The following is a 13,295-nucleotide window of genomic DNA, read 5'->3' as shown; positions in this document are numbered from 1 at the left end:
TCGACGAAGTCGAACGCATCCAGCAGCGCTGCGCCCAACGCGTCAAACGCTTCACCGCCTTCGGCACCATGGAACAAAGCCGCGGCGTCGCCCGCACGCCCCACCTGCGCCGAAGATCGCGCGAACAAAGCGCAGCCGCCTCGTAGCAAATTCGTCCCGCCTGTCGTCGACTCTTTGTATGGTGGCCTCCAATGGGTATAGCAATTCGTTGGTTAACACGGTCAGTGGCGCCCCAGCCGTATTGCCGCTCTTAGCCGGCTATTGAGCTTGTTGTTACGGGGGTGAAGTTGACGGAGCCAGGTACCCCGTTACCTCCCGCTCTGGAAGCGGCGCATCGAGTGCTAGGCGAGCGCGGCCCACTACCTGCAGCCGACCTTCGAGACAGACTCCGATCCGAAGGCTTCAGTCCCGCGATTGAGCGACTGGCGCAGCTGCCCGATCGCTTCCCCGGCCGCTTCCGATTGACCGACGACGGCCTCCTGGAGATCGCCTCGCACGAGGATTCCGACCCCACCCCAGAAACCCTGCCGGCCGACGAGCGCCCCGATTGGTACCGACCAACTCGACTTCCACGCGTCCGTCCCGACCGCGTGGCCGTCCTCGATATCGAGACCACCGGACTCGACCGCCACACCGACTCGACCTGGGAGATCGCGCTCGTCCGCCTAGACGGTCACGTCCTCATGCACGCACCCGTGCAACTGCCCGCGGGGGCTGTGCTCCCTGTCTCCGACTCCACCGAACCCAGAGTTCCGCTCGAATCCGCCGTCCGCCAGCTCGAGCACGAACTAGCGGACATCGACCTCGTCATCGGTCACAACCTGCTCGGCTTCGACAAGCCCTTCCTCGAAACTGAGGCCAGGCGCGCAGGTATCGATCCACCGCGCTTCCCGCTCTGCGCCGACACACTCCACCTGTCACTGCTCACCGACGTCGCTGTGCCCAACCGTTCACTCACCGATCTCTGCCTCGCACACGACGTCGACCGCGGAGAGCTACACCGAGCCGTTCCCGACGCACTCGCGACAGCCCACGTCACACGCAGGCTGCTCGACGAAATCGATGCCGAGGACCCGGGATGGCAGCTCGCCATCGCCGCGATGGAGTCTTTCGATCACCCACTCGTCACGCTGCTGCCCGAGTTGTCGTCACCACCCGACCTCTCTGTGCTCCGCCGCGATTCGGACCCTCTATTGCTGCCAATATCAACATCGGTCACTGACGCATGGTCAGCCACCCGCGATGCCTTCCCGGTGCTGGAGGAAAAGCGCGGCTGGCACGTTCGGCAGCCACAGCGGGAGATGGCCCACGCGGTCGCAGAAGTATTCGACAATGGCGGCCGCATCGCCGTGGAGGCACCGACCGGAACCGGCAAGTCTCTTGCCTATCTTCTGCCGGCACTCGGTCGCGCGAGCCGGCCCGGTCAGCCCGTCATCGTCGCCACCGCGACCAAAGCACTTCAGGGCCAGCTACGTAACGAAGCCACCCGCCTCCAAGAAGAGGGCCTCTTGAGGGCTCCGTTCCGTGAGGTGCAAGGCGTCAGCAATTACGTCTGCGCCCGCGAACTTGAAGATCAGTTGCGCGACGACGAATCCTCCGGGCTCGCTCTGGCTATCGCGATCCGCACACTCACGTCCGCGCCCACCGGCGCCTGGGACGATGTCACCGACGACGTCGTGCGACTCCGCGACACCCGCTACGCCCGCACCCGGGCTCGCCTTCGAACGAACGCCGGCGGCTGCGACAAGGCGCAGTGCACCTGGGCACACACCTGCCCTCTCATGCAACAGCTCCGCGGACTCGACAAAACACCCGGCGTCGTGTCTATCAACCACGCCCTCCTCGCGAGCTGGGTGAAGGTCGAACAGAGCAGTGGACATGCTCCAGGCAATGTCCTCAAAGACGAGCGCGCCGACCTCGTCTTCGACGAAGCGCACGCCCTCGAAGATTCATTGACGAGCGCCTGGACCGAGCAGATCGACGCCCTAGAACTCGAGATCCTGGTCAACACTCTCTCGCCGCGTTCTCGGTTGATGCGCACCATCGGATCGAAGGCGGGCTCGGCGTATGGCGAGGTTCGCCCCGCGCTGACGACCGCTCTCTCCAGCGTGCGCTCCGCGGGGGGCGAGCTGACAAACGCGATCAAGACATACCTACATGAGTACTCCGGTAAGCAGGATTCGGTCGTTCTCAGCGCCGGCGTGGTCAACAACCGGCCTGAGTTCCGGGCGCTGCACCAAACGGCATCGCAAACGCGCTATTGGTTGATCCAGCTCGCCAAGGCTGTCACCACATTGGGCCAAGCCCTCACCGGCGCAAGTGGCGTGAGCTCCGCCAAGCAGCGACTACGCGGATACTCCGAACGACTCGACAACGCGATCACCCTGCTCGGCACCGTGGGCGATCTCCCCGACAGTCACCGCTGGCTTTATCGCCTCGCGACAGAAGAAGACGATCCCGCCGCCTGGACATACGAACGCATACCCATCCACGTCTTCCCAGAGTTTCAGCAACACATCGTCGACCGCACCCACTCGGCATTGCTGACCTCGGCGACGCTCACCGTGCAGCAACGCTTCGACTACATCGCCTCACGCCTTGGCGTCCAGATCGGTTCCGAGCCAGGCAACGACGGCTTCCGCGCGATCAGACTTCGTTCACCGTTCGACTATTCGAAGCGATCACTCGTGATCCTCACCAACCACCTTCCGGTTCCGATTCCCGAGAACGAACGCGAGTTCTGCGAAGAGATGGCCGCCGACCAAGTCGGCTTCCTATCCCTCTCCGGCGGCAAAGCCCTCACTCTCTTCGCTGCCAGAAAGCGGATGGAGGCGGTCGCCGACAGCGTGAGAGTGCACGCCCTCGAACTCGCGCAGCGCGGCGTGCAGCTCTTGGTCCAGGGTGAGCTCGGGCGCTCGCAAATCTCCAACCGATTTCGATCCGACCCTGGAACCGTCCTGTACGGATTGCGTTCGTACTGGGAGGGTTTCGATGCTCCCGGCGAAACTTTGTCATATCTCTTCATCGAGAAGCCCCCCTACCCCCATCCAGACGATCCCCTTGTCGCCGCGAGGCAACGTGCAATCGCCGAACGCGGTGGCGATCCGTTCCTCGAGTACGTGTTGCCGATGACGGCGATGCAGTTCACACAGGGCTTCGGGCGACTCATTCGCTCCGAGACAGATAAAGGCGCAGCACTGGTGTGCGACCGGCGCCTGCACTCACCCACACAGGCGCAGCGAGTGATCCTAGGCTCCCTTCCGGATCCCACAATCCACGAAGCGTTCGACCGCGACGACGCGTGGACGCGGGCGATCGAGTTCGTGACGGGTTCACCGCCTGATCTGGCGACCGCTATATCAGTCGGACGCGACGATGTCACCCAACTACTGGAGAACCTACGTCTCGTAGCAGGCGAGGATCCGACGGCCAAACTCATCGAAGCTGCCGAAAAGGTCTTCGGAATCACCAACCTGCACCAGAAGCAGCTGGAAGTCATGAAATCCTTCGTCGAGGGGCGAGACTTCCTTGCTGTTCTCCCAACAGGTTTCGGCAAGTCTCTGTGTTTTCAGTTGCCTGCGTTGTTGGCTGCAGAGGCGCGCGCCACCGTGGTGGTTTCACCGTTGGTAGCGCTGATCAGAGATCAAGTCAATGATCTTCGCGGTAGGCGCGGGATTCGCGCAGTCCATGGCATTACCGGATCGACCTCCAGGGTGGTTCAGACCGAGATCCTGCGTGACACCGCGGAGGGCCGTGTCCGAATCCTGTACGTCTCCCCCGAGCGTCTCGCCCGTGACCCGGTGCTGCGAGGCGCGCTGGGCCGCCAGCAGCTCAATGCCGTCATTGTCGATGAGGCGCACTGCGTTTCAGTGTGGGGTCACGATTTTCGTCCCGAGTTCCGCCAGGTTCCCGCCTCGGTGGCCACGTTCGACACCCGGCCCGCTCGCGGCGGACTCACCGCCACCGCCACGCCTGAAGTCGAAATGGACATCAGCGACTCGCTACAGATGCAAGACCCCTCGGTGACGCGTGAGCCGAGCGACCGGCCGAATCTCAGGTTCCGTGTCATCGAATGCCGCGACAACAAGGAGCGCGACCGCGAACTGCTGCGATTCGTCACATGGGCGAACTCGTCTCCAGGCATCGTGTATGTATCCAAACGGATGCTGGCCGAGGAGATCGCAGCACTGCTCCGCCACGCTGGGCACGCCGCCAGGGCCTACCACGCAGGCATGGTTCCGGAGCAGCGTGAGGCAGTCCAGGAAGACTTCGACTCAGACACCACGCGAATCATCGTCGCGACCAAGGCATTCGGCATGGGGATAAACAAACCGAACATCGGATGGGTCGTCCACTATGACTTGCCCGATTCCCTCGACGGCTATGCGCAGGAGGCGGGGCGTGCTGCCCGTCGCCGCGATCTCACCGGTGACTGCGTGCTGCTCTACACATGGCATGACGTAAAACGGCGGCAGGCACTGATCAAAGCCCATGATGCGAAGACAGACGTTGAGTTAGCGCAGCGGCTCTTGGCAGCATTGTGGACATGTCCCGAGCGCGGTGACAGCCGCGTATTCGACATGGACGAACTCGCAGACTCACTCGGGGTCGACGACGATGAGCTCAATGTTCAACTTGCACAATTGGAGCGGGTGGGTGTGCTCGAGCAGGGGCTCGACTGTTCAGCGCGGGGGATGGTCGACGTTGGCTTCCGTGAGCCGGAAGGCGAAGACGAACGGCGACTCTTCAGGGAACTGTTCTATAAGGATCATCGGGCGCGACCCAGCGTGCGGATGCAGATCGACTTCAAGCAGCTTCAGGATGAACGCGGTTACAACTCTGACGATCTCGAGCGCCGCCTGATCGACTGGTCGCTGGACCGCCTGATCACCTTCTCGAGTTCTCGACGACTACGCCGCGTCCGTTTGTTGAGAACGGCCGCGCCCGCGGACGAGATGACGGATGCCTCGCTGCGTTGGCGAACGTGGCAGCTTCGCCGCCTAGACGCGATGATCGATTATGCGATCGGCACGTCAGTATGCCGTCGCGTCACTGTTGGCAAGCATTTTGGCGACGACGTCGCAAGCTGCATCGAGCGGGACATCGTTGCGTGCGATGTCTGTGACGGTCAGCCTGCGCCATGGGCGTCGCTGCCAGATCACCTCGTCGCCGATCCTGAACTCCTGATCAACGCGGAGCTCACCGTGCTACAGGCTGTCGCCTGGTCGTCGAAGTTCAAGAGCGGAGCCTACGGCGAAGCCAGTCTGCGCGCCGCAGTGCTCGGCAAGGAGTCCCTTGGCCCCGGACGTCCACTCGGGATGGGCGTCCTCAGTTGCCCTCAGTTCGGCGCCCTTCGGCACCTACGTAATGGCGAAAGGCGTTGGAACGACGCCCTAACGGCGTTGCTAGCGAAGAACTTGGTTGAGAGGAAGACGGTCACGCGTGAAAGCTACACACCGTACCGATCCCTAGCCCTGACACCACTCGGCGCCCAAACGCTCGGAATTCAGATGGCGGAACATGATTGAGAAACGAATCACACATCAACTACTCGACGCCGGCGAACTGGTTCTCACGACGCTCGAGCGCGAGAGTTTGCAGCTTCCTGAACACAGCAGCACTATCGACGTCGAGTTGGAAGGCGAGACCTTCCACGCTCAGTGGAGCGGCCGGAGCCGTCAGCTCAGCGGCGACCTCCTGACAGAACGACTGCAAGATTACGGTCAGGACGGCGGCCTACTGCGTTTGCGTCTCGTCGACCAGACGTACCGCCTCACACTGCTTCCGCCCGGAACTCCATTGCAGGTCACCCACACCCCACCTCCTCCGCGGCGGCTGTCCCAAACACCGGCTGCCAAGAAGGCGCGTCGCCGCGCGACTGTGGACCGACAGTTCCACCCCGATAAGGAATACGACTGGGACACGGCAGACAGCCCGAAGATCGGATTCCTCACGGAAGCCCGCAATCTCGTCGGGGACCAACTCAAAGCCGCGGGCTTCGATCCGCTGGACATCGTCGAACTCCGACTGCAGGGTGAAGAGCTCGCCACGCTCGACGACTTCGAGGAACTCCTCGCTGTCGACGTCGCCAATGTCGACCGCATGCCACACCAGGAGGCCGTCGCGCGTCACGCGCTATCTCGCTTGCGTGGCCGTGCGATCCTTGCCGACGAAGTCGGCCTTGGTAAGACGATCGAGGCGGGACTTGCCGTCAAAGAACTGGCGCTGCGCGGACTGGCCAAGCGCGTCCTCATCCTGTGTCCTGCGCCGCTGCGCGACCAGTGGCGCGAAGAGATGGCGCACAAGTTCGACCTCACCTTCGACGTCGCATACCGCGGAGCGGAGGTGGTGGCGTCTCAAGACAAACTGATTCTGAGCCTCCAACTGGCTGCCCAGCAGATGGACAAGCTGACCAAGAAGCCTTGGGACATAGTCATTGTCGACGAAGCACACCGCGCGGCGGGCGCAGGAGCACGAAAGCGGCGCGAACTGATCACTGGCCTCACCGCGGCTTGTCGTTACGCCTTTTTTCTCACTGCAACGCCCGTCCAGAATGACTTGCTCGAGTTGTACCGACTGGTTGAACTGTTGCGGCCAGGCACCTTCACTTCAGTGGGCGATTTCAAACGTCAGTACATGGCCGGCTACGACAAGCGGACCCCCACCGACCCTGCGGCCCTGCGCCGTCTCATCAGCAGCGTCATGATCCGCACAACGCGGGCGCAGGCCGGTGTGGACCGTGTCGTCCGTCGCGCTGTCGACGTGCCGGTTGCACTCGGAAGCCGCGAGCAGGAGCTTTACGCCCTCAGCACCGACTTGCTTCGTAACGTCATGCGCGACCCGGGTGACACAATGCGGCGGCGCAGCCTCGCTCTGCGGTTGACCGCCAGCCCCTTCTCAATGGGGACGACAGCGCTGCGAATGGCGGAACGCCACAGCAACGAACGTGTTCGACGTGTACTCAACGAAGTCGGTCACCTGGCCATGGACATCAAGGCATCTGCGCGTGAGAACAGGGCGCTAGAGATTGCTCATGGCTGGCTACGAGAACACGGCAGGGTCCTGATCTTCACCCAACACACCGATACGGTCACCGGTTTACTACGGCGGATGGAGGCCGAGGGAATCAGGGCGCGGTCATTTCACGGGTCGATGTCGGCGACCGAACGCGCTTCCACCATCGCCGCATTCAGGTCCGGCGAAGCGCCTGTGATGATCTCGACCGATGCAGGCGCTGAAGGGCAGAACCTCCAGTTCTGCAACTGCGTACTCAATTACGACTTGCCCTGGAATCCGATGCGGATCGAGCAACGTATCGGACGTGTTGACCGTTTGACCCAGCCTTGTGATGAAGTATTCGTGGCAAATCTTTACGCTCGCAGCACGATTGACGAGCAGGTGTACCGCCTACTGGCAGAAAAGCTGCGAATGTTCGAGTTGCTCTTCGGACAGGTGACTACGATCCTCGGCGAACTCGACGACTCGAAGTCGGCCTCGTTCGAGACCCGCGTCATGGAGGCGCTGTTCGCCGAAAGCGACACCAAGATGGAACGGCTACTCACGGAGCTGGGCGCCGAGCTGATCGACGCGCGGCAACGCGCGTCGACGATGATCGCGGCAGACAGCGGTCTGAGCAGTTGGATGGCGGAGGCATTCGAGCACCGCAAGGAGCTGACGAAAGAGGGTGGCGCCGAACTACTGCCAGAAGTCAGCGAACGAACCAGACGACGCCAACGACGAGTTCAGACTTGGGTACGAGAAATGCTGCACGCACTTGGCGCAATCATCATGCACGACACCGGTGAAGGAGACGGCGCCTTTCTGACGGTCCAGTTCAATGAGGAATTCGAAGCCGAACTCGGCGGCAGAACCTTGATGCACCTTGCCTTCGACCGATATGGACTCGACCACCATCCTGACGCAGAACTCTGCGCGGTTGGCTCCCCCATTTTCGATGAGCTCCTCGGACTGCTACGGATGCGAGGTGATCTTCACGCGTCGGTGCCGATCATCCCCGATGACATAGGACCGACGCCGTACCGCCATTCGGCGAATACATCGCTTGTTCGCCGCCGACTCGTCCCCTCGGGCAGGTGGAACGGACAGGCGACATTCCGAGCGACCATCGGTGAAGCTGAGACCACGGAGCACGTCATCACCGCCGAGATCAACCCGGCCAGTCAGCCACGTCTTTCCAGGCGGTCGCTCGAAGACGGCGAAGTGCTACCGGCAGCGTTCGGTGACCCGTTCAAGGTAGTGACCCAGTTTGAACAAGCAGCAGCACGACAGCTCGCGGCACTGCGACGCGACCGCGCCAAGGAAATCGAGAACCAGCAGGCCCGCGAATTGCGCAGGGTACAAAGCGGATACACGGCGCAGATCGCCGAGGCGTCACGTGAGGACAGGCCTCGGCTTCAGCGAGCACTGCAGTCCGAAGAGCGACGGCTTACTCGTCCACCAGACGTTCGAGCGCGGGCGAAGCTGCTTGCCATTACCCTCGACGAGAACGACTGGGTCATCGAAGAGACATGGTCGGGCCCGAAGGGCGTCGAGCGCACACTGACTTACGAATGGGGGCTCGAGCATCCTCCCAGCGTCATGAGCGAAACATCGCAGAGAAGCATCGATGTGCTCGCCCTCTGCGTTGGCTCGCATTGGAGCGATGCAACGGAAATCGTCCAGTGTGAGTCGTGTGGTGACGAGTTATGTGGGGCATGCGGTGACAATGCGACGCTCACTGATTGCCCAATCTGCAAAGTCCAATGTTGCGGAGCCTGTCGAACCGGCACCGGAGGGTTGTGCCTCCGCTGCGGCATACCTGAGAGGGCTCCCGATCTAGACAAGCAATACGCCAAAGCGTGGCGGATGAACCGCGGAGCGATGTTGCTCGTTGGTCGTCGCGCGTCGGAGATCACCCTGCCGGGAGAAAAAACTGCGCGGCTCGTCGTTCGGGACGAAGACGTGAGCGATCCGCATCGAATCGCCGTGCGCTCATACGCCTTACACAACGGCCTGCCTGCAGACTGCGGCCTAGGGCTTCGAGACCTCACCGATCGTCCCTCATCGAACGAGACCGAAAGACTGCTGCTGCACAGCCACCCAACAATCACGACGGAACTCTCTGTCGCTGACGATGGTGGCGAATCAATAGACGCGCGCGCGGCGGGAGAACTGCCGAAGCAGCCCGAACCATCAGTCATAGCCGAGCAGGACATGCTTCTCGGTAGATTGTTGGATAGGCTCCGCGATGAAGATCCTCCGCCTGCATCGCCGGCTGTCCTGGTCACTCGTCGCGCGAAGTTCGTCGATACGTACCTCGAGGCAGATGGTCTCGTAGAACAAGTTTCGGTTGTCGCTGACGACGGAAGTTTGACAACGGTCGACCAGGGCGTCGCGCCGACGCGGTGGCGGGAGCAGTCGATCGATGATGCGACACTCGGCGAAGGTGAGCTAGGTGATGTGCGTGTCACGTTAAGACGACGCAACGACGCAGTCCTGATCAGTGCGCACATCGCAAGCAGCCTTGGCGAAACCTTTGAGTGGCTTGCATTACCTGAAAGCTCCTCTGCCATCCGAGAACTCGCATCGTTCGAGTTGTTGTTCAACCGAGGGATGCCCGGTGGCCGCATCGGCAACAGAAAGTACGAAGATCCAACGCTAGCGGGCCCCTTCCCGACCCCATCTGAATGTGAACTCGGGCAGCGAACCATCCATCCGATCGCGCAAATCGTCGACGTTGACGAAGACAGCGAGCTAGCGCCGATCAACGATGAGAGTCTCGCCGCGGTAAGCGCGAACCTCGATGGCGGCCGCCGCACCCATCGCTCGGTTCCGGGGGAATTGAATCGGGCGTTACTAGGGCGCGCTAATCGGTCGTTTACCTGTGCTGTGTACAACGGCTTCGAAGTGCGAGAGGAATGGCGCGGCCATGGGACGGCCACGCATGTGTACCAGACGTTCGACGCCGAAACGGTGGCTCCGAAACTCGACGACGTTGGCTTCCGTGGGACGGATTTCGGAGTCTGCCGAGATGGCCATTTCTACGGAGTCGGTACGGCGGCGCTGTGCGCAGCCTGCGGCACGTGGGCATGCCGCGCCTGCGATGAGGTCGAACAGCAGGCGACGATGAGTTGTCCCAGCTGCTCGGCAGATGTTTGTCGCCGCTGCCGGATGGCAGAACATCAAGTATCACAAACAGTTTGCGTACTCTGCGCCGACCACGCATGTGCGGAATGCGGTCGGGATCCCGAGGTCCGAGGCTGCCAGATCTGTGACCGCGCGATGTGCGCCAACTGCAGGACGGACGACCTCTGCCCCGCCTGCGTTGCGTTCACGCCGGCCACAGAGACGCAGGTGCGACAGTTACCGCCAGAGTTAGCGCTGAGCGGCGCCACGGTGCAGATCGGTTCGGACGCCAACGCAACATCGATTGTCCTGGATCGGGGCGAAGCGATTGAACAAGCCTTGATTCGGGACGGATCCGTCGCTAGATGGGTGGCATTCGGCCGAGCCGAGATCGATGACGCCTACCGACTGCGCCTCTCAGCCAGCGCGGCGTTGAAGGCCCAGGTCGTGCCCTTCACTGAGTCGCTGGCCCCCGAGCCCAAAATTGCTGAGCCGCATCTTCTTCTGAATTCACAACGGTCGTACCAACCGCTGTGGTTCGCCGATGCACTCGGGTTGAGTGGCCGCGCAGAGATGACCTTTGGCACGCCCGTCAACGATCTCGCTCACACGATCGGCGACGCCTTCCCGGTGATGGAGAAGACACCCCAGGCGGTCGCAGCAGTACCTCAGCGAGTTGTTGACATGTTGGCCTCGGTACCGAGACCGGAAAGCTACGAACTCAGGCTGGCTTGGCATCGCACCGGCTCTGATTTAGCAGTGGTCTCGTCGGGCCTACGTAAGCGAAGTCTCGACGGATCTGAAATGAGCGAAACCGAAGAAGGCTGGGCACCGGCGGAAGACGTGCCTGATTGGGTACTTGACAGCTGGGCACCGACACCAGCGGTCCACGCCAAAGTCACTGCCGGGAACACGGAAGTCGCAGTCGTCGGCATGGCCTCGGCACTCGCGCTGGGCGTTCAAGAGGACACTGACACTTTCTGGCACGTCATCGTCGCATCGCCGCACGCGTGCGCTGCTTCGGCGCTTGCACGTTCAATGGATTTGGGCGACGCAGATTTCGTGGGCCCTTGCACCGATCCCACGCGCCTGAGGCTCTCGACTGTCGCCAACGCCGTAAACACCGAGCTCCAAGTCCACCCGGTGGGCTCGTTCTCGTCAGCATTCAATCGGGACTTGCGTAACGACACCGAGACGGCGTTGAACGTATGGCTGCCGAGCGAGCCTGTGCGAATGCCGGATCTTTCGGCGCTGGCGGCGGATTTTCGTCACACGCTCGAGCAGCGATTCAGGTCGATGACCCCTCGTCGAAACCTCAACATCGGAGCCCACGTGGTGCAGGTCGGCACTGTAGAAAGCGGCCAAACTTGGAGATACGAAAAAGACCTGCTGCCCGGCCAAACCGACGCGCGTCGTTTCGACGACGTCACTGGACTTGTCTTGAGCGAGGGTGTGATTGACCGCGAAGGCCATTTCGGGAGTACAGCTACGCAGTGCCTGTATTGCTCTGGAAGAATCTGCGATCGGTGTGAAAGCGGTGTCGTTGCTTGTGGCTGCTGCGGTATCCGCCTTTGTCGGCAATGCGTTCGCGGCACGTACGAAGGTTTGCAGTTCTGCCCTGCCTGTGCCGGCTTGCGCCAGCCGAGCCGTGGTGAGGCACGCCAACACGGGCGGTGGTTGTCGACTCGCGGCATGCTGATCGGGACAGACGACCATCACACCGTTGTATTGGAACACTCGAAATTGGGCTGGGGCCTCCACAGCGATGCGGGCACGGAGCAGCGGCCGATCGAGATCGAGGACGCATCACTTACGAAGTTTTTGACAGAGCTGTCGGGATAACCGAGGGGACGTCGCATGCCGCATGACAGAGACGGCACATTCGTGTCTATGAACGCCGCGTTAGATGCATGGGAGCCGTACGCCGTAGCGCTGCTTAAAGAAGCGGCGAAGAAATACAACGGCTTCGTCACGTACAAGCAGCTCGGTGACACAGTCCAGGCGCAGTCAGGCATCAGACACAACGGTCTCCTGACGAACTGGATCGGGAGCCTTCTCGAACGTGTGATCAACCACTGCCTGAACGAAGAATTGCCGCAACTCAGTGCACTTTGCGTGAAGGAAGACGGAACGGTCGGTGAGGGCTATCGGCATGCGGCGTCTGCCGGTGGCGGTGAGGCGAGCACACTGGACCTCGATCAATTAGATGACCATGCGGCGAAGACGCGGCTTGAATGCTATCGCTTTTTCGGTGCAGCGCTTCCTCCTGGCGGCGGAGAGCCGACGCTGACGCCAAAGGCGAAAGCGGCGTGGGATTGGAAAAAGGCGCAGGCGAAACTCGACGAGCCACCGAGGGTTTGTCCAACCTGCTTTGTGACGCTCCCAGTAACCGGAATCTGCGACAACTGTGCATAGAGGGTGCGGACTCGTGCTGACCGAGGTGATGATGAAGTGACAGATGCAGAGCGTTTCGAGGCCGACCTGAGCGCCGGGATCGAAGAGTCAAAGCGGCTCGGCTACAACCCAACCCGCTTTATTCAGATGGTGAAACAGTACGGAGCAGTGGAGGCCACGAAGCGGGTCGTGGATACCGACCAGCCCAGCGATGGGTTCGTCAAACTGGCGTATCTCATGGAGCCGCCCCGCCCCGACCTGACCAGTGAACAGCTCGTGCTGAACTACCCCTACCTTTTTGACGACGGCGTGGTGGAGAAGGCACGGCAGAGATTGGGAAGATGATGCCCGGTGAGTCCGCCCGAACAGCCTAATCGGCAGACTGGCCTTGGCACGCAACCTCTTCCGATGGACATTCGCCGCCTTAACGACGTCAACACCCCCGTCGGGGCCGCATCAGGCGCTCAGCTACTAAGCCTCACCTGCAACACAATTCACAGAGGCCCCGCATTGCAATCTCCCATCGTGAGATGTCAGGAGCGCGTTCACACCGCTGAGGTGGGCAAACGGGGGCACATTGAAAATTCGCCTTCGACACGGCTCCCCGCGGCGCCGGTGATGTCGTCGGCGTGCCCTATGTTGGGGCCTTCGGACGGACGCTGAATGGGGACGTAGGTGTACGACAACGCGGAGCTGTCGGCTACCGACCTGCTCGAGCTCAACCGCGACCTGCAGGGCTCCCGCGCGGTCCGCCTGCTCGCCACCACCAACCTGAG

At 61.7% G+C, this 13,295-nt stretch carries 4 protein-coding genes; all 4 read left to right on the top strand.

The genetic code is table 11. The annotated features are described in order from the left end of the window. Positions 1-281: 281 nt before the first annotated feature. The 4 genes from GGC64_RS34505 to GGC64_RS34490 are packed head-to-tail and all read left to right on the top strand — an operon-like array spanning position 282 to position 12,864. Positions 282-5,528, top strand: a complete 5,247-nt coding sequence (locus GGC64_RS34505; RefSeq protein ID WP_370582496.1) for a RecQ family ATP-dependent DNA helicase — start codon at positions 282-284, stop codon at positions 5,526-5,528. After that, complete coding sequence (locus tag GGC64_RS34500; protein WP_192727132.1) at positions 5,521-11,967, top strand: DEAD/DEAH box helicase; 6,447 nt, start codon at positions 5,521-5,523, stop codon at positions 11,965-11,967. Before GGC64_RS34505 ends, GGC64_RS34500 begins: the two co-directional genes overlap by 8 nt. A gap of 48 nt (positions 11,968-12,015) precedes the next feature. Further along, positions 12,016-12,540 carry a hypothetical protein gene (locus GGC64_RS34495; protein WP_192727131.1) on the top strand — a complete coding sequence of 175 codons (525 nt, stop codon included), beginning with the start codon at positions 12,016-12,018 and terminating at the stop codon, positions 12,538-12,540. 36 nt (positions 12,541-12,576) lie between these two features. After that, positions 12,577-12,864 (top strand): hypothetical protein, encoded by a 288-nt coding sequence (locus tag GGC64_RS34490; RefSeq protein ID WP_192727130.1) that lies wholly within the window; start codon positions 12,577-12,579, stop codon positions 12,862-12,864. The last annotated feature ends 431 nt before the right edge of the window (positions 12,865-13,295 follow it).

This window comes from Mycobacterium sp. OAS707, assembly GCF_014873705.1.
Taxonomy (GTDB): domain Bacteria; phylum Actinomycetota; class Actinomycetes; order Mycobacteriales; family Mycobacteriaceae; genus Mycobacterium.
Note: the sequence above shows the minus strand (reverse complement) of the source record. Positions and strands in the feature narration are given on the sequence as shown.

Bases quoted from the DNA above. Each gene is read 5' to 3' on its own strand.
- GGC64_RS34500 (WP_192727132.1), top strand. From the start codon at position 5,521: ATGATTGAGAAACGAATCACACATCAACTACTCGACGCCGGCGAACTG.
- GGC64_RS34495 (WP_192727131.1), top strand. From the start codon at position 12,016: ATGAACGCCGCGTTAGATGCATGGGAGCCGTACGCCGTAGCGCTGCTT.